This window comes from Faecalicatena orotica (assembly GCF_905197545.1).
Lineage (GTDB): Bacteria > Bacillota > Clostridia > Lachnospirales > Lachnospiraceae > Faecalicatena_A > Faecalicatena_A orotica.
This window is the reverse complement of sequence record NZ_CAJJZH010000011.1, coordinates 33,039-58,630: the sequence shown is the minus strand read 5'-3', so window position 1 is coordinate 58,630 and position 25,592 is coordinate 33,039. Positions and strand designations below refer to the sequence as shown.

Genomic DNA, 25,592 nt, shown 5'->3' with positions numbered 1-25,592 from the left:
CTACAAAAAGTCTACAAGGAGATAGGACTGGAATTATTTAACCAATTTTAAAACATCTTTTGCAGTCATGTTTGAGTAGAGTTTTCCATCAATGAGTATGTTGGGGGCGGTCCGGCATTGTTTCAGGCATGGCCTTGTCTTTATACATACTTTGCCGTCTTTTGAGATGCCGTTTTTTTGGGTCTTAAGTTCCCTGTTTAGAGTTTTTAGAAGTTCCTGTGAACCTTTGTCTGTGCAGGCTTTTCCTGTGCAGACTACGATTTCATGCTGGTAGGCTGCCTCCTTCAGTGAGGGGTAGATTTTGACCAATACCTGGATGACAGAAGGGCTGACCCCGGCGGCTTCGGCCGCACGTCGCTTTAACTCCGAGGTGATGCAGCCGTTGACTTCCTGAAGTTCCCTCAGCATCTGTACAATATTATCCTGATCGCTTTTGTTGTCCATCTGGCTGTAATACTGCAGTATTTCTTCTGTCTGCCCTGCTTTCTGAGAATCATTCATTTCTATTAACCTCCGTTTCTCTTCCATTTTATCAGTATTACCTGAAACTGTCAGCCTTAATCTTAATACAGTCAAAGACCCCGCAGGCATAGATAAACCGCAGGGCCGGATGTTCTGCGGTTTGTTCTTGATGGTTGACCTCTGTTTTGCAAAAGGAGCCATAAACATATTAATTTAAAAGTGTCCCTTCCATCCGCACCGGCTGGTGGTCTGTGTATTCAAAGTCAGTATTGATATTCTCTACCTGATTAACCTTTATATTATCTGATACGATAAATCCGTCCAGGACATAGACCTGTGAGTCCTCGTAGTTTCCGCTGTAAGGCCCGTTTAACAGCCTGCATGTGGGTACGTTGTCGGAAACGGCGAAGGAGAACCCGTCAGGGATATCTTCCGTGCCGACAATACCGGGAACCCAGTTGTCTTTGTTGTGGATCGGGTATTTATCCATGCCCTCGAATGTCTGGTTGAAGTCTCCACCCGCAATGACATAATTACCTTTTTCATATTCGGCTTCCAGTTTTTCTGCAAGCATCCTGCTCTGTGCAATCTTTCCTTCGCCGCTGTCATAAGCCTCGAGATGGAAATTGATCAGGACGAGTTCTTTGTCTGTGCCTTCAAGCGGGACCCTCGTCTCGAGCATACAGCGCTTCAGGTTACAGGTCTTGACCGGCCAGCTGAAGGACTCCGGAAGTGCGATACGGGATGCATCCGTGACTTCCAGACTGGTCATGGTGACAAGGCCGCTTTTTACTTTTCCGATCGGTGGCAGCGGGTACGGAACATAATCACACTTAAAATTGCATGCGAACATTCCGGTTAACCCGAGTGCATCCTCATAGTATTCCTGCTCGTCAATATGGTAGGAACGTTTGGAATCCCGGTCTACTTCCTGAAGGAAATAAATATCCGCGTCCTGTTTCTCTAAAATGGACGTGATCCCCTTTAGATTATTTTCTACTAATTCTTTGCTCTCCGGCTGCACTTTGGTACCGCCGTCCATAAAAAAATCTTCATCTTTACTTAATCCCGCATAACCGGTATTGTATGTAAGTATTGTAAATGAATCCCCAATATCCAGCGAATCTGTTCCATTTCCCGTTTCAACGGCTTCAACCGCCTTCGGACGGTATTCCCGTATCGTCAGATATCCCACTAAAACTGCGAGAATCAGTATGACAGCAAGTACAATTCCTCCTGCTATTTTCAATCCTTTTCTCTTCTTTTTCATAAAACCGCCTCTCTCCATACTTTGTTTAAGGATAAAAATGATGTATATACCTTGAACTTATTTTAACTTAAACTTAACATTTTGTATAGTAGGAGGAGAAAACATTCACAGAAACCGTTTTGCTATTCTTAAAAATTCTTCATTCGTCTGGAGAAAATCATACATTGGATTATTTTTCATTTCAGACATCAGTCCCGAAAGTAGCTTTTTTTCTGAGTTCTGTTTTTGTGACGCATCGATTCCAGAAATATCAGGTGCTATATCCCGGAACAAAACGGTGTTTTTCATATCCCAGGGAGTCCGAATAGCAAAGAGCATTCTTTTTAGGAGAGAGACCGCTCTTTCTTCATCTTTTAGAAGGACTGCCGTGTGAAACTTGAGCACCTGGCTGCTGTACTCCCATAGTCCGAAGGTTTCGGCAGTCTTTTCCCATGCTTTAGCAGCATACCCGGCCATCTCATGATCTTCTTTTTTTACGGCACATTCACCCAGATACATCAGTATGATCATGATTTCGTTCAGTCGCATTTGCAGCAAATGTTCCAGTATTCTGGCCGCGTCATCCAGCTTCCCCTCCTTCATATAAATCGAGGCTTCCTGCTGCTTCTTGTCTATTCCCAACCGTTCCGGGACCAGTTCCAGCATTTCATGGGCCTTCTGGTAATCTCCCCGCAATTCATACTTGGAAGAAAGCATAAATGCAGAAGAAATCCGGATTTTTTCATCTCCGTCTTCCACTGCACGATGATACAGTTCCATGATCTGGTCCGTATACTGGCCTTTTTCGTCAGCAGGCATTCCCGCCATGATTAGGGCACCGTCCAGCAGGAGGGCCGATTTATGTACCAACGGGGCGCAGCGGGGATATGCCCGCAATTTTTCGTGTAAAAGTGTAAAACCGGCATCGAGCCCGCTTTCGCTGATGGCCTGTGATAATTCTTTGCAGAAAGATTCGATTTCCTGTTCTGAGAGTTCCTCATGGAAACAAAACAAAGTATTCATATCTACCTGCAACAGGCGCGCCAGCGGCGGAAGTAGTGTAACATCCGGATACGACGAACCCTTTTCCCACTTATTTACGGCAGGGGTGGATACACCCAGATATTCGGCAATTCTCTCCTGGGTCAGCCCCAGTTCCTTCCTTTTTTCACGGATAATTGTATTAATCGGCATAATTTGTCCTCCCAAACTTTTTATCTTCTTCCTGACAAAATAATTATATCATTTAAGGAGGCACTTTTACAATTTACCACCTGGCAACTAACCGGAGGCAGAATTTAACCTGTGGTTTACTTCGACACACGGGGAAATGTTAATACGAGTTCAAATCCAGTCTTATATTCCGGGTTTGTGCCGACACGGATCTTGAGCCTTTTCGCTAATTCTCTAACCAGGTAGAGCCCCATGCCGGTTGCTTTTTTCCGCTGCCTGAGATTTCCGCCGGTAAATCCTTTATCGAAAATGAAGGGAATATCATATTCAGGGACTCCGATACCGTTGTCGCGGATATGCAGCATGGTTTCATTCCCAGACGGGGCCCACTCTGTATACAGTTTAAGAGTATTTTTCTCTTTCTCCGGGTCTGCGTATTTGATGCTGTTGCTGACAGCCTGTCCGATGATGAAAATGAGTCCCTTTCTGTCCGATAAAACCCCGATGTCCTCTGTTTCGTTTTGTATCAGGAAACCCGCTTCATCCAACAGGGCCCTGTATTCAGACAGAGCCTCCGTACAACAATCCCTTAAAGATACCTTTTCGAACAGGAAATCCGAATGTACGGCCTTCAGTCCTGCATAGTACAGGACCTGGTCAATATCTTCCTGCAGCTGGCTTCTTGCATACTCCAGCTTATGGAAAACACCGGTGGACATCTCCTCTTTTCTGTTATCGAGTACAAACGTCATTAATGCCAGCGGCGTCTTAACCTCGTGTGCCCATGTTTCCATATAATCTTCATATTCCTGAATATCACTCTTCTGCTTCTTGTTTTCGCGGTATTCGCTCTGAAGCCTTTTCACCAGAGCCTGTGCAATCGTATAATCTGTTCCGCAAAAAGCGGTCAGAAAGCTTTCATCTTCCGCCAGCTCCCGGTTTTCCAACAGCTCCATATAGGCTTTTTCCTTTTTTGAATCACTGCTGTAAGCGATCCACAGAGCGATGCTGAACATGAGAAAAGACACAAAGAGCATGGCACCGAGCAGGATCAGGAATTTGCCCGGACTAAGCAGCCATAAGAAAATTATGAACAGAAAATCGGTACACACAAGCAGTGCCAGCCAGATGCTATGGTTATAACAGTAATGAAGCAGTTTCTTCAGCATGCGGATCCTCCTGTTTTTGCTCAATAAAATATCCAGTGCCGCGCACAGTAACGATTCTATAGTTCAGCGCCAGCCGTTCCAGCGTCTTTTTCAACCGGGTCATGTTGACCTGAAGTGCATTTTCATCTACATATTCGGAAGTTCCCCAAAGCGTCTGAAAAAGCTCCTCCTTCGAAACAATTCTGCCCAATGGGGATAACAGCTGTTCCATGATCTTTCCCTGATTCTCAGGGAGTACATAGGATGTCTGATTTGTATATATCGTATAAGTATTTAAATCCAGACGGATTCCGGGCACTTCCAGAAAGTGCTCTTTGTCCTTGTATCTTCTGAGCAGATTGGCAATCCTCGCCAGCAGGCGGTCCCTGTGGCAGGGCTTTGGCAGATATTCATCCGCCCCAAGCCCCAGGGCATGCAGTTCGTCCTTCATATTGTCCCTGCTTGTCAGAACGAGTACCGGTACCAGACTTTTCCGGCGGATGAATCTGCATACCTCGAATCCGGTCTGCCCCGGCAGATTGATATCCAGCAGCACAAGGTCCGGATTGTTTGCAAGTATTTCCGAAGCCGTATCCGAAAAATGGTTCAGGCTTACCGTTTCATAGCCGGCCCCGGAGAGAAGATACTCCAGTTCTTCCCTCATAAATTCCTCGTCTTCTGCTATTACAATCCTGCTCATATAAATCTCCTACTCTTCCCTCTTATTCTCAATCATACCAAGAAGCTGCCTGCGGCTTAATCTCGTTACGGCAGCAATATAAATAAATTCTACCACAACAAGCAGGATTATCATAGCGCAACCCAGCTTTAAAAGCATGGGCACCTCCGTTTTCATTTCCATTGAAATAAAGCCTGCAAACAGCGCCTGTATACCGAAGAAACTGCTGACTGCCGCGGTCAGGACGGGCAGGCCGAAATACCATTTGATCTGTTTGTCTGCGCTTTTGCATAATGCCTTGTACGAACTCCCGAGGCGGATCAGGACATGGTAACGCCTGCCTGTTTTCCGCTGGTGCATCAGGAATTGTACTCCCATGACAGTATTGGCTATGATCAGGAAAATGACGGCAAGGTAGATCGTAATATATCCCAATGCGATGAAATAGAACAACTGCCTGCCCATATTCTGCAGATAGCTTTCATATTCAAGGGAAGTCTGATTCAATCTTTCATTAATACCCATCATGGCCTGCATCAGCCCCTCTTTCTGAACAAGGTTCTCTTTTAAGACCGCATTCCAGTAAGAATCGGAATTTCTGGTCACAAGGCGGTCATATACGCTGTCCGGGATAATGACTCCAAGGGCAAGCGTAATGGAGCGGTCCACAACTAAATTTGTCTGGTATACCTGATCCTTCAATTCGAAAGGGACACCATTGAGCTCTATAACAGGATTTTGGGAGAGTGCCTCATTTAAAAGGTCCAGCCGTTCTCCGAAATAAAAGTCCTGGTCACTGTACAGCGCGGCCTGATTCCCGGAAAGCTCAATAGGGGCTTTCCCGTCAGTCTCAAGGATCTGGTTGTATCCGGACAGGGAAATAAAATAAGGCGTTGTAAAATATTCAAGGCTCTCTGACAGGCTTTGCACGTTTTCTGAATTTCCAAGTGAATTTACTGCACGGCGAAAACCTTCCCCGGAGAATGTGTTTTCATCATCAGGCATCCCCGTCTTTACTTCGAACAGTTGCGAAAATTCCGCATCTAATCCTGTGTTTTTCAAAATCTCTTTGACGGATGGTTCCTCGTCTGCTGTCTCCTTGTCAGGAACGCTTTGGCTGTAATCTATGAATGTGTAATCTATATGGTGTGCCTCACTGCCGGATGCTTCGAGGCTTACAGACATGCCATAGCCAAAACAGCAAAGTGCGGCCAGAATGAGCAGGGAGGACACTGCCAGGGAGGCCGGGCGCAGAAAAACATTTTCCTGCAGCTGGCGGAATGTAAATGTCGACAGCCCCCTGTTTGTTTTCTTTAATCTGAAAGTCAGTTCCAGAAGAAGTCCTGATCCATGAAACCAAAGGAAGGTCCCTGCAATTCCCAGTACAACTGTCATCCCAAACCTGAGAGGCGACTCCCATGCGTTTCCACGGATCGCCGTATAGTAAGCCACTGCCAGAGAGAGGATTCCGGCAATGACCTGTACATACCCGATTCCGCGTCTCTTCCTCTTCTGTTTTTTCTCCTGTGTATCTGACAGCAGGCTGATGACTTCTTTTTTGACGACAGAACCGCTAAATAGCAGCATTGCAAAAAATTTGATGGTAAAGAATCCGATAAAGGTCCATAAGACCGCCTTCCATGACAATGTAAAGCGATGCCCTATGATTCCCAGTCCAACCACTTTCGCAGTAATCAGGCTGATCATTTCTGAAAGAAATATGGCAATCGGGATACCAATCAGCAGCGAAAAGATGCTGTTGAAGATATCTTCCGCCATCATCATGGCAAAGAGCTTTGAGCGCCGCATCCCCATCATCAGATACATTCCCAGCTCATGGCTTCTTCTTTCGATCTGGTACTTTCCTGCAAAATAAACGAGAAAGAACAGTAAGAAGAGCGAAACACCGTAGAGTACCGGAAGAAGCCGGTAGATCTTATTTACCGCATCACTTTCCATCCGGAGCAGAAATTTCATGACATCCTGGTTTTCAAGAGACAGGATAATGTAAAATGCAATGATAGAAACAATCAGTGAGAGGAAGAATAAACCGTTTTCTTTCCGGCTCCTCCTGCCGTTTTTCAGGACAAGTTTAAAGAACATTTGCGCTTCCCCCTCCCAGCTGAGCCATGACACTTAGAATGCGCTCGTAAAAATCCTGCTGTGTCTCCTTTGGATATTTTCTCCTTAATTCATGGAAAATCCTTCCATCCTGAATGAAAAGGATACGCGAGCAATAGCTTGCCGCATTGCAGTCATGCGTAACCATAAGGATGGTTGAGCCATCCTGCTGGTTCAGTAAAGACAGTTTTTCCATCAGCGATCTGGCATTCTTAGAATCCAGAGAACCCGTCGGTTCATCCGCAAGAAGCATGTCCGGATTCAGAATCATTGCCCTGGCCGCCGCGATACGCTGTTTCTCTCCCCCTGACATTTGTGACGGGAATTTGTCCAGAATGTCCTCAATCTCCAGATATTCCGCCAGTTGTGCCAGACGGGCCGCCCCCTCTTTTTCCGGCACATTCTGGATTGCAGGCGGAAGCATAATATTTTCCCGGCCGGTAAGATTATCGAGCAATTCAAAATTCTGAAACAGGTAACCGATACGCTTTCCCCGGTATTCCGCGAGTTTCTTCCCCTTATAGGCACTGATGTCCTCCCCGTTTAAAAGGATTTCGCCTTCTGTCGGGTGCACCGCGGTCGCAATACAGTTCAAAAGAGTCGTCTTTCCAGAGCCGCTGCTTCCCATGATCCCTAGAAACTCACGGTCCAACACCTGAAATGTAATTCCGTTTAACGCTTTTGTCACGTTACCATTCTTTCCATAGTTTTTCTTTAGTGATTGGATGTCCAGTAATTTTTCCTTCATTTAAATCCTTTCCCCTTTCTACTCTATCTGTCAGTCTGCTGACTGTTTCATTTGGTGGATCTCTATTCATAGTATACAGGATTCCTGTGCAGGAAAACACTTACAGTCTTTGTAAGGATTCAGGAAAAATACTATTGAAGGTACTGTGTGCGTCCAAAGAAGGGAATAGTCATGTGAACAATACCTGCCGTACAAAAAGCGGAACAAGGTTTTCTGACCCTGTTCCGCTTTGATCGAGATACTGTCACAGTGTGAGCCTGCCGGGCAAACCTGTAACAGAATTTTTCAAACACACTCTAGTATGTAAACAACTGTGTCCAGTAATTGCGCCCGGCTGCATTCTGATAATACCCCACACCGAATTTCGTGAATTTGGGATTCAGGATATTCGCCCTGTGCCCGTCACTGTTCATCCAGCCTGTCATAACTTCCTGCGGAGTGCGCTGTCCCCATGCGATGTTCTCACCGGAGCCCTGAAAGCTGACCCCCTGTTCTGTGAGTGCTGTACTGAAAGAACTCCCGTCTGGCCTTGTGTGCGAAAAGGATGTTTCTGTCTCTTTTGCCCTCACAAGTGCCGCCGCCTCGATTTTGCTGTCAATCGCAAGAGGGGTGAGGCCTGCTTTTACTCTTTCGGCATTTACTAAATCTGCTACCTGCTGTATGAAAGTACGGTCCTGTGAATCTGTTTCCGGCTGGCTGTCATCCCCCTCCGGATGATTGATATCTCCGCCGGGTTTGTCGGCGTCTTCTCCCGGCCCGTCTATATCCTGATCCGGCTGGCCTGTTCCGCCGCCTGGCACCTCATTATCCGTTCCCGGCTGATCCGTATCCGGAAGATTCATGTCAGGGGTATCTGTCCCCGGCTGGTCAGTATCGGGCAGATTGTTATCCGGAAGATTACTGTCCGGAATGTCCGGCTGGTCTGTATCCGGAGTATCCGTGTCCGGTAAATCCGGTGTATTTTCACCCGGAGGAGCAAAATCCGGCGGGCATACCTGCCAGTAGATCCCCCCTATGTTACCGCCCAGACCGTTTAGCTTGTCTTTCAGGCTGTTCAGATCATCTCCCTGGATGATGGTTACCCCGTAGCCCGGTGCCACTTTCTGACTGCCTGTGCCTGTATCTGCTGCCTGCGCCGGGAGAACGGTACTTCCTGCAACCCCGATTGCTGTTGTAATTGCTAAAATTGATAGCCTTCTCATATGAACCTCCTGTTGTTTTATTATTATGTAAGTATTACGTAGATATTACATAGTTGTTACAAACAGGATGATAACATGCACTGTGAAAAAATGATACAAGAAATAACTGGTACAGATTCCTGATATTACAAATTTGACCTGACGGCCCACCTCATCTTTGTGGAACGGGCCCTGCTGTTTCTTGCACACTCCTCGGCGGACGGGCGGATGACATCGTTTGCAATCTCGCTGTAGAGGCCCTCTCTCTGATACTGTTTGAATGACTTCTTCACAAGCCGGTCTTCCCCGGAATGGAAAGTCAGAATGGCTGCGCGGCCCCCGGGTGCAAGGATGTGGGGCAGCTTATCCAGAAACTCATAGAGAACTTCGAATTCACTGTTCACATCGATGCGGAGTGCCTGAAAAGTCCTCTGGCAGGATTTTTTGACTGCTTCCTTTTTTTCGGCTGCAGGCAGAAAATCAAGTGTCTGTGCGATAATATCCCGCAAATCCTTTGTGGCGGCAATCTCCCTGCCCTTTTGTATCTCAGTCACAACCGCTTCGGCAATCAGGGCAGCATAAGGTTCATCCGCATTTTCCGTCAGCATCCCTTCAAGCTCCTGTACATCAATTGTACGCAGACGTTCTGCCGCGGTAATTCCCTTTTCCGGGTTCATCCGGAGGTCAAGAGGACCGTCCGTCTTATAGGAGAATCCTCTTTCGGGATTATCGATCTGCATAGAGGATACACCCAGATCAGCCAGCACAAAATCAAATAAACCGGTCTCACTGGCAATCTGGTCCACATTCGCAAAATTCAGAAGCTTTACTGTAAGGATGTCCGGGCCATATCCCAGATTTTCCAGACGTTCCTTCGTTTTGGCTGATTCGATCGGATCGACGTCCAGCGCATAAATGTGTCCTTCATGCTCCAGACACTTCAGCATCTCCAGTGTATGTCCGCCGTAACCTAGCGTGGCATCCAGCCCCCGCTGCCCCGGTTTAATCTCCAGAAAGTCAAGGATTTCCCTGACGCAGATGGAAATATGCATTCCGGCAGGGGTACTTCCTTTTTGGATAACCTTTTCAATCGTGTCTGCATATTTTTCAGGCTGCAGTTCTTTGTATTTTTCCTTATAATTTCTCGGATGCGTACCCTTGTACCGGGGACGCCTTTTATGTTTTTGTTCTTGATTGTCCATGATATTCCTTTCCTGAGAGCAAAGTACGGTTTTACTCAAAGCCGCCCCTGTTATATGCGCGTGTGATTACATAAGAAGGCTAAAACCTCCATTATTTATGGTATGGTTCTTTTTGGATAATCCGGTAACTCCGGTAGATCTGTTCTAAAAGGATTACACGCATCAGCTGATGTGGGAATGTCATTTTTGAAAAACTCAATGCGTAATCAGACCTTTCCAAGACCGCTTTGCCCAGTCCGATAGACCCCCCTATGACAAAAATAATATGGCTGATACTGGAAATTCCCAGCTTGTCGATCTTATCCGCCAGTTCTTCCGAAGTCAGCTGCCTGCCCTGAATTTCGAGGGTAATGACATAGGCATCGTCCCTGATATACTTCATCAGACGCTCCCCTTCTTTCCCGCGGATCTGTTCTTCCACGGTTTCACCCGCCTGGTCAGGGGTCTTTTCATCCGCCACCTCTATGATTTCCAGCTTACAGTATTTGCTCAGTCTTTTGCTGTATTCAGCGACTGCGTCTTTTAGATATTTTTCCTTTATTTTTCCTACGGTTAAAACTGTAATTTTCATATGGTCAGCCGTCTTCCTTATGCCGGATTTTCCCGGAGATATTCTTCTACAAGATCAACAGCATCTGCAATACACTGGTCACAGCTGCAGATTGGCCGGTCTGAGCCGATTCCTTTTAACTCGCGGCAGAGGATGGAGCGGTTCTTCTCTTTGAATTTTTCAGCATAGTCCTTAACTTTCCTGTAGGTATCTGCCTTCGTTGATTTCCCTTTGTCAAGGTCACCTACGCTGTTGTTCAGACCGATGATCATAAACAGTCCGGACAATGCCCCGCAGACTTCCATCATTCCCATTCCGAAACCAAATCCTTCTGAAATACGGAACATTTCCTCCTCGGAAACCCCAAAGTCTTTGCAGAAAGAACAGGCAACGGCCTGACAGCAATTGTATCCTTTTTTATGATATTCTAATGCAAGTTCTTTTTTTGTCATCTTTTCCTCCTGATAAAAGAACTTCTCCATAGCCGTCTGCTGAATGTCCCGCAGTCTTTACAGCTATGGAGAAGCTTTCTATTTGTGATTCAAATATTCGTCGATTCCTTTTGCACCGGCTTTTCCGGCACCCATTGCAAGGATTACTGTTGCAGCCCCTGTTACGGCATCACCGCCGGCATAAACGCCTTCCTTGGATGTCTGGCCGTTTTCTTCCTCTGCTACAATACATTTTCTTCTGTTTACTTCGAGTCCCTTTGTTGTAGAAGAGATCAGCGGGTTCGGTGAAGTTCCGAGTGACATAACAACGGTATCTAATTCGATCTCGTATTCAGAACCCGGGATTTCAACCGGACGTCTTCTGCCAGATGCATCCGGCTCGCCCAGTTCCATCTTAATAACTCTCATGCCTTTTACATATCCGTTGTCGTCCACAAGGATCTCTTTTGGATTCGTCAGAAGGTCGAAGATTACACCCTCTTCTTTTGCATGGTGTACTTCTTCCACTCTGGCCGGAAGCTCAGCTTCACTTCTCCTGTATACAATATGTACTTCAGCCCCTAGTCTTAATGCAGTTCTGGCAGCATCCATTGCAACGTTTCCTCCGCCGACTACTGCTACCTTGGTGCCGGCAACAATCGGGGTATCATAGTTGTCATCGAATGCTTTCATGAGGTTGCTTCTCGTCAGATATTCATTTGCTGAGAATACACCGTTCGCATTTTCTCCCGGGATTCCCATGAACATTGGAAGTCCTGCTCCTGAACCAACAAAAACAGCCTCAAATCCTTCTTCCTCGATCAGCTGGTCGATGGTTGTGGATTTACCGATTACAACGTTAGGCTCAAACTTAACACCTAATTCTTTTACCTTTTCAATCTCCTTGGCAACAACTTTCTGCTTCGGAAGACGGAATTCAGGAATACCATATACGAGTACGCCGCCGAGCTCATGGAGTGCCTCAAATACAGTAACATCATACCCCATCTTGGCAAGGTCACCTGCACATGTGAGTCCTGACGGGCCTGATCCAATTACTGCAACTTTATGGCCGTTTGTCGTCTCAGGGCATTCCGGCTTGATATCATGCTCCAGCGCATAATCTGCTACGAATCTTTCCAGCTTTCCGATAGAAACAGGTTCGCCTTTGATTCCGCGGATACACTTTCCTTCACACTGGGATTCCTGCGGGCATACACGTCCGCAGATCGCAGGGAGTGCTGAAGACTTACCAATCACTTTATAAGCCTCTTCGATATTGCCTTCCTTTACTTCCTTGATGAATCCGGGAATATCAATCGCAACCGGGCATCCGGCAATACATTTTGCGTTCTTGCAGCCTAAACATCTGACTGCTTCTTCCATTGCTTCTTCCTTATTATATCCAAGACAAACTTCTTCAAAGTTTGTTGCACGTACTTTCGGGTCCTGCTCTCTGACAGGAACTTTCTTTAATACATCAGCCATTAGTTGTCACCTCCGCAGTTTCCGCAGCCACCATGATGAGTGTCTCCTTCTTGTAATTTCAGCATAGCACGGCCTTCTTCAGACTTGTACATCTGGCTTCTTTTCATAGCCTGGTCAAAATCAACGAGGTGTCCGTCGAATTCCGGTCCGTCAACACATGCGAATTTAATTTCGTCTCCTACCTGAAGACGGCATGCACCGCACATACCTGTTCCGTCTACCATGATCGGGTTCATGCTGACAATTGTAGGAAGCTCCAGCTTCTTTGTAAGCAGGCATACAAACTTCATCATGATCATCGGTCCGATTGCAACACAGACATCATACTGTTTTCCTTCATTCTTCACCAGATCTTCGATTACAGCCGTAACCATTCCTGAACGACCATAGGAACCGTCATCTGTTGTAACATAGAGATTGCCCGCAACCTCTTCCAGTTCTTTTTCAAGAATCAACATATCATGTGTCTTGGAACCAACGATGACATCTGCATCTATTCCGTTCTCATGCAGCCATTTTACCTGTGGGTAAACCGGTGCAGCACCTACACCGCCGGCTACAAATAACATCTTTTTGTTCTTCAGTTCTTCAAGATCTTCGTGAATAAACTCAGATGGACATCCCAGAGGCCCAACGAAATCACGGAAACTGTCCCCTTCTTTTAAATCTGCCATCTTAGTTGTAGATGCTCCAACTTCCTGGAACACGATTGTGATTGTCCCCGCCTCTCTGTCGTAATCACAGATTGTAAGAGGGATTCTTTCTCCTTTGTCATCCATCTTCACAATCACGAACTGGCCTGGCTGGCAATGGCTTGCAACACGCGGTGCGTGTACATCCATAAGATAGATTTTATCAGCCAGTTTTTCTGCTTTTAATATCTTGTACATCTTATTCCTCCTTGTAAAAAATCACCCTTTCCTTATAATACGCTATAAACAAAGGATTGGCAAGTATTCTTTCAATGAATTCACGCCCCGGAGGGCTTTTTATTTCATAGGGCGTACTTTCCTAATGAAATGAAAAAATACCGCCTGAAATGCAGGTCCCCTGCATTCCAAACGGTATTTTTTCAAGAATCCTAAAGCCTGCCTGTTAATTTCTTTTCTTAGAAATCTACCTCTGTTCCGTAGTAGATGCAGTTAAACAGTCTTTCCATTTCAGCCGGTGTTATGCTTCTTGGGTTGGAGCCTGTGCAGGCATCTCCTACTGCCAGCTCGGAAATCTTTGCGATCTTCTCTTTGAATTCTTCTTCGATAATTCCAAATTCTTTGAGAGTCTTCGGAATGCTCATCTGTACATTGAAGTCGTCAATTTTTTCACAGAGGCTGTTGATTAATGCCTTTTCTGAAGCACCCTGAAGGCCCACCCTGCGGGCGATCTCTGCATAGCGTTTAGCAGCTACCGGGTCTTTTGCATTGTATTTGATTACATATGGCAGGTACATTGCATTGGCGCATCCGTGTGTGATATGTCCGGTTGAGAATGCAGCGCCTGTCTTGTGTGCCATAGAATGTACAATACCAAGCAGTGCATTGGAGAATGCCATACCTGCCAGACACTGGGCTGTGTGCATTTCTGCCCTTGCATCCATGTTTCCTCTGTAAGAAGCCGGCAGGTAATCAAATACCATCTCAATTGCCTGAATTGCAAGCGGATCTGTGAAAGCGCAGTTTAATGTAGATACATATGCCTCGATTGCATGAGTCAGTGCGTCCATACCTGTGTAGGCAACCTGTTTTGCAGGAAGTCCTTCAACCAGTTCGGAATCTACGATTGCAACATCTGGTGTGATGTTAAAGTCAGCCAGAGGGTATTTCACTCCTGTCTGGTAGTTTGTGATAACAGAGAATGCAGTAACTTCTGTCGCTGTACCTGATGTTGACGGAATTGCAGCGAATTTCGCCTTCTGTCTCAGTTCCGGGAAGTTAAACGGGATACATAAGTCTTCGAATGTAACTTCCGGATATTCATAAAATGCCCACATTGCTTTTGCTGCATCTATTGGTGAACCACCGCCCATTGCTACGATCCAGTCCGGCTCGAATGCCCGCATAGCTTCGGCGCCTTTCATAACGGTCTCTACAGACGGGTCCGGCTCTACACCCTCAAATAACTGAACTTCCATTCCTGCTTCTTTTAAGTAATTGACTGCCCTGTCAAGAAATCCCTGACGCTTCATGGAACCGCCGCCTACTACAAGGATAGCCTTTTTTCCTTTCAGGTTTTTCAGTTCTTCCAGACAGCCTTTTCCGTGGTAAATGTCTCTTGGTAATGTGAATCTGCTCATTTTATGCATCTCCTTTATAAGTACGTTATTTTTTTAACGTTTTCATTATAGCACTGTTAAACTTTTAACGCAACCATAGTAACATAAAAATCACGTTAAATTTTGTACAAAAATACCGCTGTGTTTTTGTTTATTTTTTAACACAACGGTACTTCTTTCCATATATTCATTTATACAGCATTCTATTCACTGATTTCCAGTACGTAATTTCTCTTGGTAACCTGTGTGTATTTGCCGGAATTATTATTTTTGAGAACGGCAGAGAACATAGTCTGTCCCTCAGGCATATCTATCGGGCCGGTATATTCTTCAGCACTCACAGCCGGATCTGTCGGATCAGTATTGTCCATCGTATAATATGCCGTGTATCCTTCCGGCACGGTAATGGTAATCTGCCCTGCTGACTCATACTGTCCCGTGGAAGGGGTGACAGATGGCGCATCCTCGATCGGGAGTTCGATGACATATGTTTTCGAAGCGGTCAGGCTCGGGATCTTCTTCTTGTTCACGGTGATTGCCTTTATAACGTTTGTTCCTTCCTTATTCAGCAGGATCGGTTCCGTATACTTCTTGCTAGAAGTATCTGGTTCGGAACCATCATCTGTATAATAGATTGTCCCGTTATCCGTACTTAAGGTTACCTGCTGTACTTCCTCATATGTGCCTTCCTCCAGGCTGAATTCCGGCTCAGTGGAAACATAATCCCTGACCCCGTCCAGGACTTCATCGTATTCGCAGTCATCCAAAAGCTCTGAGACTTTGATCAGCTGCTTTGTATCCACATAGAAACTGATCGCAGCCTTATAGATCTCGACATTGGAGGGCTGTGAGCCGATCGCTGTTAAAAATACTGTTTCTGCAGCCTCCAGATCATCCTGCTGGATATAGACCTTTGAAAGCCCGGTATAGGCCTCCGCCTTTTTGTTATTTTTTGAAATTGCTTTGTTATAATATGTCTCAGCAAGTGAATAATCACTTGACTGGAGGGCCTGATTTCCTTTTCTTATCTGTCCCTCATAAGAATTCTGGTAATAGGCAAAACCAAGAACACCTCCCAGAATAATTAAAAGCAGGATAATAATAAGCGCCCTCTGGCGGCGTTTTTTAGCAAGCCGCTTCTTGCGTGCGATCTGTTGGCGTCTCTTTTCCTCTGCTTCACTCCTCTGGCGTAGATTACCTGTTGTTTGTCTGCGTATAGAACCGGTATCGGGACGTGTCTGCCGCATGTTCCCTGTTGTACCCCTGCCCGTCTGCCTTATATTTCCTGTCGTATTCCTGCCTGTCTGCCGCTGGTTCCCTGCCGTATTTCTCCCGGCCTGGCGGCTCTGCCTCATGGCGGCATTCCTCTTGGCGCGTATCTCGTCCAGCTCCCCCTGACTTAATACCCTTGTTGAATTGCTGTATTCCCTTGACCCCTCACGGCGGTATCTTCTGATATCGTCCGTCCTTATCTGTCTTGTGGCGTCTTCAATAGATCCTTTTACTTCCTGCGCGAGGACATCTTCCAGAGGGTTATAATCCGGTACAATCTGAACTTCCATACCGCATTCCGGACAATACAGCATATCGTCCGGAATCATGGCACCACAATTTGTACATCTCATCTTAACTCCTCCTACTTACGCGCAGTTTCCACACAATTGTTCATCAACATCGCGATTGTCATTGGTCCTACCCCGCCCGGTACAGGCGTTATGGCAGACGTCCTGTCTGCAACATCTGCAAAGTCAACATCTCCGCACAGTTTATTATTTTCATCCCTGTGCATCCCCACATCAATGACAACAGCCCCGTCTTTTACATAATCTGAATTGATAAACTGCCGTTTTCCGATAGCCACAATCAGTATATCGGCGCGTTTAGCAACCTCTTTTAAGTTCTTTGTCCGGGAATGTGCAACAGTGACAGTCGCATTTTCACGGAGAAGCAGTGCGGCCATCGGCTTGCCGACAATGTTGCTTCTGCCGATTACAACACATTCCTTCCCCTCAATTTCAATTCCGGAACGCTTTAAGAGCTGGATAATCCCTGCCGGAGTACAGGACAGAAATCCCTTCTCTCCGATCCACAGCCTTCCTACACTGACCGGATGGAAACCATCCACATCTTTATCCGGCGAAATTGTCCGGATAATCCTGTCTTCATCAATATGGGAAGGCAGCGGCAGCTGGACCAGAATCCCGTTTACACCTTCGTCATTGTTCAGCTGTTCCACAAGACCTGTCAATTCTTCTTCTGTCACGGAATCCGCAAGTTCATATGCCCTGGACTCTATACCTATATAAGAGCAGGCTTTCTTTTTATTATTTACATAGACTGAAGAAGCGGGATCGCTTCCGACCTGCACGACAGCCAGACAGATATTGGTGCCTTGCGCCTTCATTGACTGGACTTCTTCTTTTAACTCATCCTTTATCTGCTTAGAAATCAGTTTTCCATCAATAATCTGTGCCATTTCATTCTCCTTTATTCACGCGGCCAGCGAGCCGGGCGGACATGCCGGCAGTGATATTCTACTCTGACTGGTTTTATTAAAACAGGCCGGTAATCTTACCATCCTCTGTCACATCAATGTTGTTTGCGGCAGGGACTTTCGGCAGTCCGGGCATTGTCATGACTGCGCCTGTCAGTGCTACAACAAATCCGGCACCGGCACTTACATATACTTCACGGATATGAATATCAAAGTTTTCCGGTCGTCCCAGCTTTTTCGCATCATCCGACAGGGAATACTGGTTCTTTGCCATACATACAGGGAATGAACCGAATCCCATTGATTCGATTTTTGCGAGCTGTTTATCAGCCGCGGGTTCATATACTACGCCGCGCGCACCGTAGATCTCTTTCGAGATTTTTTCTATTTTTTCTTTCAAAGTCAATTCATCCTCATACAATGGATGGAAATGGCTTTCCTTGTTTTCCAATGTATCCAGAACTTTCCGGGCAAGTGCAATACCGCCCTCCCCGCCTTTTTCCCAAACCTCGGAAAGTGCAAATTCACATCCGCGTTCCTCGCAGAATCTGCGGATATATTCGTTTTCAGCTTCGGTATCCGTTACAAATGAATTCAAAGTAACGATTACTGGCACATCGTATTTCTGTATATTTTCAATATGTTTTTCCAGATTCACAATCCCTTTTGCAAGTGCTTCCAGGTTCTCTTCACCTAAGTCGTTTTTGGCAACCCCACCATTATACTTCAAAGCACGTACAGTTGCAACTAAAACTACTGCGTCCGGTTTCAGCCCGGCCTTCCGGCATTTGATATCCAGAAACTTCTCAGCTCCAAGATCGGCTCCGAAACCGGCTTCTGTGATCGTAATATCACTGATCTTTAGGGCCATCTTCGTTGCACGTACGCTGTTGCAGCCGTGTGCAATATTGGCAAATGGCCCGCCGTGAACAAGGGCCGGTGTATGCTCCAGGGTCTGGATGATGTTCGGTTTGATGGCATCCTTTAAAAGTGCAGTCATGGCGCCTGTTGCCTGAAGATCGTCTGCGGTCACCGGATCACCACTGAAATTATAAGCAACAATAATTCTGCCCAGACGGCGTTTCAAGTCTGTAAGGTCATCTGCAAGACAAAGAATCGCCATGATTTCTGAAGCAACGGTAATTACAAAATGATCTTCCCTTACCATCCCGTCCATTTTATTTCCTAGTCCTACAACCGTATTGCGCAATACTCTGTCGTTCATGTCGAGACAGCGTTTCCAGACTACCTGCCGCGGATCAATGCAAAGTGCATTGCCCTGCTGTATATGGTTATCCAGCATAGCAGCAAGCAGATTGTTTGCGGACGTGATAGCATGGAAATCACCTGTAAAATGAAGGTTCAGGTCTTCCATCGGCACGACCTGCGCATATCCGCCGCCGGCGGCTCCGCCTTTGATTCCGAAACATGGTCCCAGGGAAGGTTCCCTTAAGGCAATCAGCGCTTTTTTATTCAGTTTTGCCATTGCCTGTCCAAGGCCGACTGTTGTTGTTGTCTTGCCTTCCCCTGCCGGGGTCGGGTTGATTGCAGTCACCAGAACAAGCTTGCCGTCCTCTTTGTCTTTCAGTTTATCCCAGAGCCCGTCAGACAGTTTTGCCTTATACTTCCCGTAAAACTCCAGATCATCTTCCTCAATCCCAATACTTGCCGCCACATCTTTTATGTGCAGCATCTCTGCTTCCTGTGCAATCTGAATATCTGTTTTCATTTGTTTATCCTCCTGTATGTTATAATTTCGTGCTTCTGTCCATGACTCCGGCCATCTACACATTTTCTTCTATGTATTGTTCAAATTCTTCCGGTGACATCAATATCTTTCTTGGCTTTGTGCCCTCTTCCTCGCCTACGACGCCTGCTTCCGCAAGCTGGTCCATGATGCGGGCGGCTCTGTTGAAACCAATTTTGAACATCCGCTGCAGCATACCAATTGAAGCTTTATCTTTGTCTATAATCAGCTTTCCGGCCTCTACAAAGTAGGTATCCCTCTCGCTGCCGGAGTCTGCCGCTCCCGGCAGTGAACCGGAGGCTCCCACCGTACCGGAATTGACATGTTCCTCAATCTCCTCACTGTAGGATGCATTGCCATTGTGCTCGATCAGATAGTCGACCACCTTCTGCACTTCTTTATCCGATACAAAAGATCCCTGTACTCTGACCGGCTTTGGGTATCCTGTCGGGTAAAACAGCATATCCCCCTTGCCCAACAGCTTTTCCGCACCGTTCATATCAATGATGGTACGGGAATCTACCCCGGATGAAACCGAGAAGGCAATTCTGGAAGGCATATTTGCCTTGATCAGTCCTGTGATAACATTCACGGACGGACGCTGTGTTGCAAGGATCAAATGAAGTCCCGCAGCTCTGGCCAGCTGTGCAAGCCGGCAGATTGCGCCTTCCACTTCCCCGGGCGCTACCATCATGAGGTCTGCAAGCTCGTCTACGATAATCACGATCTTCGGCATCTTCTTTGGCACACCGTCGCCAGGTTCCATCTGTTCTATTTTATCATTAAATCCTTTTAAATCCCGGACATTATAATCTGCAAAAAGCTTGTACCGCTTTTCCATCTCGGCCACGGCCCAGTTCAGGGCGCCCGCCGCTTTTTTCGGATCTGTCACGACAGGGATCAAAAGATGCGGGATCCCGTTGTATACACTCAGTTCGACAACCTTTGGATCGACCATGATCAGTTTGACATCATCCGGGCTTGCTTTATAAATGATGCTCATGATCAGCGTATTGATGCAGACCGACTTACCTGATCCGGTTGCCCCTGCAACAAGCAGATGGGGCATCTTTGCAATGTCTGCAACTACGGTTTTCCCTGCAATATCCTTACCGACTGCAAATGAGATTCCCGATTTGCTGTTCTTAAATTCTGAAGTGTCAAGCAGGTCTCTTAACATGACGGCTGTGTTTTCGTTGTTCGGCACTTCAATGCCCACGGCTGCTTTCCCCGGGATTGGGGCCTCGATTCTCAGGTCCGTTACCGCGAGGTTCAGTTTAATATCATCAGAGAGCCCTACAATCTTGCTGACCTTAACCCCCTGTTCCGGCTGGAGTTCATACCGGGTAACGGATGGGCCGCAGCTCGCATTGGTTACATGAACCTTTACCCCGAAATTCTGGAGTGTCTGCTCCAGCTTCAAAGCAGTTGCCCTTAAGTGGGCGTCAGAATCCCCGCTTGTCTTCTTGCCCCGGTTCAGTAACGAGATTGGCGGCGTTCTATATACTTTGGGCGGCTTCTCTTCCTGCGCCTTGACTGCAGCCTCCACCTGGTCCGCTTCGGCGGCCACGCTCTGGGCGCTCTCCTTGGTCTTTTGCTTCTTCGCGGATTCTGTGGTCTTCACAGGCTCCTCCGGAATAATCTCTTCCACGGGTTCCGGATTCTCTCCTGCCACAGGCTCCGGCCGGTTGATGACCAGATTCTCAAATGGCGAAGGGATTGGTGCTGTCCCCGGCAGTTCTTCCTCCAGAGTCAGTTCTTTCATCTCAGGAGACTTCTTCCCTGACACTTTGTCCGATAATGTGGTAGCAAAAGAAACACCTGACACTTTATGATCCTGTCTCTTTGCTTTTTCTATATTCTTTCCGGCAGCGCGTTCCTGACGGCGTTCCATACGCTTCGTGGAGGAGACCTCTTTTCTCCGCCTTGCATCGTCATACGCCTTCCTGCCTGTATGGCGCAGAGGTGTCAGCAGTGACTTTTCCGTAATCAGAATGATACAGATTACCATTACGATAATGATGATCACATAACTTCCGACAACACCGGTCAGCGGACACAGGAGTTTTACAATGCAGCCTCCTAAAAGGCCGCCCGCATTCCTGTGCTCACTGGCAAGTTTATAATAGGTTAAAAGACCTGCTTTTGCGTCATAGGGATTCATAATCAATTCCAGAAATGCTGTGAGCATCAGCAGAAGGACTGCCGACGCACCCACTTTTATGTAAGCGTGTGCATTGCCTTTATTGGATATCGTAAAGGCAGCCACAGCAAACAGGATAAATGGCAGAAGATACGCCATAAATCCAAATAATCCAAACATTACCGACGAAACTGCCTCCCCCGCAATCCCGCCGAGACCAAAGTTGCTGATGACTAGCAGGATGCATGCTGCCAACAGGACAAGAATCAGAATCTCATCTCTTATTGCAGCATTCCCCTGTGTCTTCTTTGGCTTGCTTCTTGTGCTTTTTCTCTTTTTTGTTGACTTTGCAGCCATTATACTTCCCCCTTGGCTTTTTAAACATACTGTTATTAGTATATCATTTTTTCAAAAGCCTGTCATTAATAAATTTTCTTTACAGCGGAGGCAGTTCCAGTGAACCTGCTTTTTGATCCCCTTCTATCATTTCATGCAGCTTCTTAAGTGCCTGGCTGATTCCTCCTACTTCGTCGATGATCCCTTCCCGTACCGCGTCCCCGCCTTCCAGAAGTGTTCCGACATCCTTTACAAGCTGTGTGGAGTCGAGCATTAACTCCTCGAGGCGTTCCTGTGTGATTTTCGAATGGGAAGAAATAAACTTCGTGATTCTGTCCTGTGTCTTTTCCATATTTCTGTAGCTCTGGATCACACCGATGAACATGCCGGAGGAACGGACCGGATGGACGATCATCGTGCCGCTCGGGACAATAAAGGAATAGTCAGCCGATACTGCAAGCGGCCCGCCGATGGAATGGCTCCCGCCAAGTACGAGTGACACAGTTGGCTTGCTTAAAGACGCAATCATTTCAGCAATTGCCAGACCTGCTTCCACATCTCCCCCCAGAGTGTTGAGAAGAATCAGAATTCCTTCTATATCATCGTTGTCCTCCGCTTCGGCGAGACGCGGGATCAGGTGTTCATACTTTGTCGCCTTCGTATTCCCGGATACCGCCTCATGGCCTTCTATCTCACCGATGATTGTCATGAGCTGGATGTTATGTCTGCCGCTTTCTTTTCCAAGGCGCAGAGTCCCGGTCTCTTTAATCTCCTCATTCTCGCCGGCCTGATTCTGCTGGATTTGTTCTTCCTTGTTCATTTCGTCCTGATTGACCTGGTTTTGTTTATTTTCCTGCATGGTAAATTTCCACTCCCGTCATTTAAGTATTCGCTGCAAAAAAAGTATTTAGCGCTTCACTTATTATGTGGAAGAACACAGGAATTATACATAATCTGCAAGCTTTAAACGGAATCAGAAAACTGTATTGAAGCAGTGGTTTTACAGCAAAAAATGGTATGGATGCAAATTGTATACATCCATACCATCCTGTTTAAAGCAATGCCTGCTCTACATCCGCAATGATATCATTCACATTTTCAATTCCGACGCTGAATCTGATCAGATCCGGCTGAACACCCGCTTCCATCAGTTCCTGGTCATTCATCTGGCGGTGTGTATGGCTAGCCGGGTGAAGGACACAGCTGCGTGCATCTGCGACATGTGTTACGATCGCAATCATTTTCAGCTTATCCATCATCTCAACTGCCGCATCTCTTCCGCCCTTCAGGCCGAATGTCAAAACACCGCATGTTCCGTTCGGCATATATTTCTGTGCCAGGTCATAGTATTTGTCTCCCGGCAGTGACGGACAGGAAACCCATGCCACTTTTTCGTGATTCTTAAGGTACTTTGCAACAGTCAGCGCATTTTCGCAGTGACAGGGCACTCTCAGATGAAGTGTCTCCAGCCCGATATTCAGAAGGAACGCGTTCTGCGGAGACTGGATGGAACCGAGGTCTCTCATCAGCTGTGCGGTTGCTTTCGTGATGTAGGCACCTTTCCCGAATTTCTGGGTATATACGATCCCGTGATATGTCTCATCTGGTGTTGTCAGGCCCGGAAATTTATCTGCGTATGCCTCCCAGTCAAAATTGCCGCTGTCCACGATTGCACCGCCTACGCATGTTGCATGTCCGTCCATGTATTTCGTTGTGGAGTGTGTCACAATATCCGCCCCCCACTCGAACGGGCGGCAGTTAATCGGTGTTGCAAATGTATTATCAATGATAAACGGTACACCGTGGGTATGTGCAGCGTTCGCAAACTTCTCGATATCCAGCACAACAAGGGCTGGATTGGCGATTGTTTCACCAAACACGGCCTTCGTATTATCCTGAAAAGCTGCATCCAGTTCTTCCGGTGTGCAGTCAGGGTCCACAAATGTAGCCTCTACTCCCATCTTTCTGATCGTGTGGGCATACAGGTTATATGTACCGCCGTAAAGCGCGGATGCACATACAATGTGGTCACCCGCCCCCGCGATGTTCATAATTGCATAAAAATTCGCCGCCTGTCCGGAGGAAGTCAGCATCGCAGCCGCACCGCCCTCAAGATCGCAGATCTTGGCGGCAACCGCATCATTTGTTGGATTTTGGAGCCTTGTATAGAAATATCCTGACTCCTCCAGATCAAAAAGACGCCCCATCTGTTCGCTGCTTGTATATTTGAATGTTGTACTCTGATAAATAGGAAGAACTCTCGGCTCCCCGTTTCCCGGTTCATAACCGGACTGTATACATTTTGTCTCAATCTTATAGCTGCTCATTTTCTTTCCTCCTATGAATATAAATATTTCTTTTCCAGTTCGTGTACCATATCACTGTAAAGTACCTTGCATTCCTCTCTCTTACCGGCCTCGATCAGGCTGACACAGGGACTTAAGTACTCTTCCCAGATACCTTCATATATCTTTGCGGAATCCTTCTGGCGGTCAATTCTTTTGACTATCGTCGGTGCGATATTGTAATATTCTTTTACAGTATTCATGCCGTCTTTGGAATTCATCATATACTGGTCGCGGTAGTCCCGAAGGAGTGTCAGTTCGTAGCAGTCATCCGGCTTATCCAGGCTCTTGCAGACTGCTGTTGTAATGTAGCACAATCCTTTTTTAAATCCGCCCTGTATCTGTTCGCGGGTAGAAAGTCCGATCTTGTTATCCGGCATCTTCTGGTTCCAGAGTTCAATCATTCTGGCCGTGAATTCTTTCGTCTTCAGGCTGGTGATCTCACCCAGCAGCGGTACGAAAAAGGACACCATGTTCATATTGTAGTCCAGACAGACAATGCCGCGTTTTCTCTTAGAAGGTTCCCCGTCAAGCAATTTTGCCACGTGATCCGGAATATAGGCGGCAACTTCATCCAGCTTCTCGTCAGATTCTTCGAAAGCTTCCCTGATCCGTCCCAGAAGTGCACTGTACTTGTTCATCAAAGTATCCATATCCGACTCATAGGTCTTCTTATGGAACTTTTTTGCATATCCGGCAGTTTCTCCGAATAATGCTATCATCTCTGACTGTAAATTTTCCTGTTCCATTTTATCTCCTCTTAATAACGTATACTTGTTGTTTTCATTCACAAAATATTCGATTCTTTCAATACATTACAGAATATTATATCATATCCCGGGGTTGCTATCAATAAAAAAAGAGTTTCGCTTGCGAAACAGATTTGCATGCTTTACAAATAGTTTGGGAAAGGAAAAAGTGTTACAAAATATAAGAAATATGTTATAATCGGCAGTATATTATCTTAATAAAGGTGGTGTGCGAGTGGCTATTAAAGATAAATATAAATTTGACAGTAAAATTCATGTATTTAGGGCAACAAAAAGAATGAGTCAGCAAGATCTTGCTGACCTTGTGGGGGTATCAAGACAAACGATTATTCAGCTTGAGAGGAACAAATATAATCCGTCCATGCTTTTAGCATATAGTATCGCAAAGGTCTTTGATGTAAGCATTGAGGATTTATTTGACTTTGAGGAGGTATTACGATAATGACTTTTTATGAATTGATGAATAGCATGGCATTTGTGTGGTTTCTGTATGTACTTATGATTGTAAACACGATACTATTTATAGTATATGCGGTTTCTAAGGAAGGTAGAGATGAGCACGGCAGAGCTATTCTTGGAACAGCATGTTTTTATGGTGCTATAGCTTTATTCATCTTTATGAATATAACCAGTTACTATATGTATCATGTCATAGAGAATATTATCATTTTTGCAAATACCTTACGTTTAATGTATAATGGCTTTTTGATGGTTGTATTGATTTCTATTGCTGTACTAAGAAAAATAAAATAGAAGTGTCTTAATTGCCTATTTGCAATATCTGAATGCAATTAGGCGAATATTTATAACTATATGTAAGAAATATTTGACTATTAGTGAAAAATAAATTATAATATAGTTACAAACGTGTAGCATCGTAAAAAACAAATTGTCTGAAAAGGAGGGATATGTAATGGATAACTTATGGGTATACATTTTAATCATTGTGCTTATTTTAGGTGGTGGGTGTTCATTGGCTGGTACTTGGTGGAGTAAAAATAGAAACAAGAAAAAGGAAGAAGAAAAAGATAAAGCCATTCCCAAATAATCGGCGAT

Annotated in this window: 24 protein-coding genes; 3 read left to right on the top strand and 21 right to left on the bottom strand. The window is 46.0% G+C overall.

What is annotated here, in order from left to right; genetic code table 11:
• Window positions 1–33: 33 nt before the first annotated feature.
• The 21 genes from ABIN22_RS19800 to ABIN22_RS19700 form a co-directional block, all read right to left on the bottom strand.
• Complete coding sequence (locus tag ABIN22_RS19800) at window positions 34–501, bottom strand: NADH-quinone oxidoreductase subunit NuoE family protein (protein ID WP_243099239.1); 468 nt, start codon at window positions 499–501, stop codon at window positions 34–36.
• A 169-nt stretch (window positions 502–670) separates the two neighbouring features.
• Window positions 671–1,732, bottom strand: a complete 1,062-nt coding sequence (locus ABIN22_RS19795) for an endonuclease/exonuclease/phosphatase family protein (protein WP_346910705.1) — start codon at window positions 1,730–1,732, stop codon at window positions 671–673.
• A 105-nt stretch (window positions 1,733–1,837) separates the two neighbouring features.
• Window positions 1,838–2,905: a helix-turn-helix domain-containing protein gene (locus ABIN22_RS19790; RefSeq protein ID WP_346910703.1), complete on the bottom strand. Its 1,068-nt coding sequence runs from the start codon at window positions 2,903–2,905 to the stop codon at window positions 1,838–1,840.
• Between the two features lie 116 nt (window positions 2,906–3,021).
• Window positions 3,022–4,053 (bottom strand): sensor histidine kinase, encoded by a 1,032-nt coding sequence (locus tag ABIN22_RS19785; RefSeq protein ID WP_109730412.1) that lies wholly within the window; start codon window positions 4,051–4,053, stop codon window positions 3,022–3,024.
• Window positions 4,022–4,732 (bottom strand): response regulator transcription factor, encoded by a 711-nt coding sequence (locus tag ABIN22_RS19780; protein WP_118618852.1) that lies wholly within the window; start codon window positions 4,730–4,732, stop codon window positions 4,022–4,024. Before ABIN22_RS19780 ends, ABIN22_RS19785 begins: the two co-directional genes overlap by 32 nt.
• A 9-nt stretch (window positions 4,733–4,741) precedes the next feature.
• The gene (locus tag ABIN22_RS19775) at window positions 4,742–6,814 is read right to left on the bottom strand and encodes an FtsX-like permease family protein (protein ID WP_346910700.1); all 2,073 of its coding nucleotides are present in this window, start codon (window positions 6,812–6,814) and stop codon (window positions 4,742–4,744) included.
• Entirely contained in the window at window positions 6,804–7,580 is a 777-nt protein-coding gene (locus ABIN22_RS19770) for an ABC transporter ATP-binding protein (RefSeq protein WP_346910698.1), read from the bottom strand. The genes ABIN22_RS19775 and ABIN22_RS19770 overlap by 11 nt, the downstream gene beginning before the upstream one ends.
• Before the next feature lie 296 nt (window positions 7,581–7,876).
• The gene (locus ABIN22_RS19765) at window positions 7,877–8,782 is read right to left on the bottom strand and encodes a CAP domain-containing protein (protein ID WP_346910696.1); all 906 of its coding nucleotides are present in this window, start codon (window positions 8,780–8,782) and stop codon (window positions 7,877–7,879) included.
• 125 nt (window positions 8,783–8,907) lie between these two features.
• Window positions 8,908–9,963, bottom strand: a complete 1,056-nt coding sequence (gene rsmH, locus ABIN22_RS19760) for a 16S rRNA (cytosine(1402)-N(4))-methyltransferase RsmH (protein ID WP_346910694.1) — start codon at window positions 9,961–9,963, stop codon at window positions 8,908–8,910.
• A 91-nt stretch (window positions 9,964–10,054) separates the two neighbouring features.
• A complete protein-coding gene (rlmH, locus tag ABIN22_RS19755) occupies window positions 10,055–10,534 on the bottom strand; it encodes a 23S rRNA (pseudouridine(1915)-N(3))-methyltransferase RlmH (RefSeq protein ID WP_118618860.1) in 480 nt (159 codons plus the stop codon).
• A 17-nt stretch (window positions 10,535–10,551) separates the two neighbouring features.
• Window positions 10,552–10,965 carry a C-GCAxxG-C-C family protein gene (locus tag ABIN22_RS19750; protein WP_118618862.1) on the bottom strand — a complete coding sequence of 138 codons (414 nt, stop codon included), beginning with the start codon at window positions 10,963–10,965 and terminating at the stop codon, window positions 10,552–10,554.
• Window positions 10,966–11,043: 78 nt separating this feature from the next.
• The gene (gene gltA / locus ABIN22_RS19745; protein WP_109730420.1) at window positions 11,044–12,432 is read right to left on the bottom strand and encodes an NADPH-dependent glutamate synthase; all 1,389 of its coding nucleotides are present in this window, start codon (window positions 12,430–12,432) and stop codon (window positions 11,044–11,046) included.
• The gene (locus ABIN22_RS19740) at window positions 12,432–13,322 is read right to left on the bottom strand and encodes a sulfide/dihydroorotate dehydrogenase-like FAD/NAD-binding protein (RefSeq protein ID WP_109730421.1); all 891 of its coding nucleotides are present in this window, start codon (window positions 13,320–13,322) and stop codon (window positions 12,432–12,434) included. Before ABIN22_RS19740 ends, gltA begins: the two co-directional genes overlap by 1 nt.
• Before the next feature lie 218 nt (window positions 13,323–13,540).
• Entirely contained in the window at window positions 13,541–14,722 is a 1,182-nt protein-coding gene (locus ABIN22_RS19735; protein WP_109730422.1) for an iron-containing alcohol dehydrogenase, read from the bottom strand.
• A 182-nt stretch (window positions 14,723–14,904) separates the two neighbouring features.
• A complete protein-coding gene (locus ABIN22_RS19730) occupies window positions 14,905–16,326 on the bottom strand; it encodes a chitobiase/beta-hexosaminidase C-terminal domain-containing protein (RefSeq protein WP_346910690.1) in 1,422 nt (473 codons plus the stop codon).
• An 11-nt stretch (window positions 16,327–16,337) separates the two neighbouring features.
• Window positions 16,338–17,177 (bottom strand): bifunctional methylenetetrahydrofolate dehydrogenase/methenyltetrahydrofolate cyclohydrolase FolD, encoded by an 840-nt coding sequence (folD, locus tag ABIN22_RS19725; RefSeq protein WP_109730424.1) that lies wholly within the window; start codon window positions 17,175–17,177, stop codon window positions 16,338–16,340.
• Window positions 17,178–17,253: 76 nt separating this feature from the next.
• Window positions 17,254–18,924 (bottom strand): formate--tetrahydrofolate ligase, encoded by a 1,671-nt coding sequence (locus tag ABIN22_RS19720; protein ID WP_109730425.1) that lies wholly within the window; start codon window positions 18,922–18,924, stop codon window positions 17,254–17,256.
• A gap of 55 nt (window positions 18,925–18,979) precedes the next feature.
• Window positions 18,980–21,442 carry an FtsK/SpoIIIE family DNA translocase gene (locus tag ABIN22_RS19715; protein ID WP_346910688.1) on the bottom strand — a complete coding sequence of 821 codons (2,463 nt, stop codon included), beginning with the start codon at window positions 21,440–21,442 and terminating at the stop codon, window positions 18,980–18,982.
• A 79-nt stretch (window positions 21,443–21,521) separates the two neighbouring features.
• Window positions 21,522–22,241, bottom strand: a complete 720-nt coding sequence (locus tag ABIN22_RS19710) for a ClpP family protease (RefSeq protein WP_109730575.1) — start codon at window positions 22,239–22,241, stop codon at window positions 21,522–21,524.
• Window positions 22,242–22,473: 232 nt separating this feature from the next.
• Window positions 22,474–23,748 (bottom strand): O-acetylhomoserine aminocarboxypropyltransferase/cysteine synthase family protein, encoded by a 1,275-nt coding sequence (locus ABIN22_RS19705; protein WP_109730427.1) that lies wholly within the window; start codon window positions 23,746–23,748, stop codon window positions 22,474–22,476.
• 11 nt (window positions 23,749–23,759) lie between these two features.
• Entirely contained in the window at window positions 23,760–24,515 is a 756-nt protein-coding gene (locus ABIN22_RS19700; protein WP_109730428.1) for a CFI-box-CTERM domain-containing protein, read from the bottom strand.
• 235 nt (window positions 24,516–24,750) lie between these two features.
• Between ABIN22_RS19700 and ABIN22_RS19695 the strand changes: the two genes are divergently transcribed.
• From ABIN22_RS19695 to ABIN22_RS19685, 3 genes are all read left to right on the top strand, one after another.
• Window positions 24,751–24,978: a helix-turn-helix transcriptional regulator gene (locus tag ABIN22_RS19695; RefSeq protein ID WP_118618872.1), complete on the top strand. Its 228-nt coding sequence runs from the start codon at window positions 24,751–24,753 to the stop codon at window positions 24,976–24,978.
• Window positions 24,978–25,289, top strand: a complete 312-nt coding sequence (locus ABIN22_RS19690) for a hypothetical protein (protein WP_118618874.1) — start codon at window positions 24,978–24,980, stop codon at window positions 25,287–25,289. The genes ABIN22_RS19695 and ABIN22_RS19690 overlap by 1 nt, the downstream gene beginning before the upstream one ends.
• Window positions 25,290–25,449: 160 nt before the next feature.
• Window positions 25,450–25,584, top strand: a complete 135-nt coding sequence (locus ABIN22_RS19685) for a hypothetical protein (protein ID WP_279220777.1) — start codon at window positions 25,450–25,452, stop codon at window positions 25,582–25,584.
• Window positions 25,585–25,592: the final 8 nt, after the last annotated feature.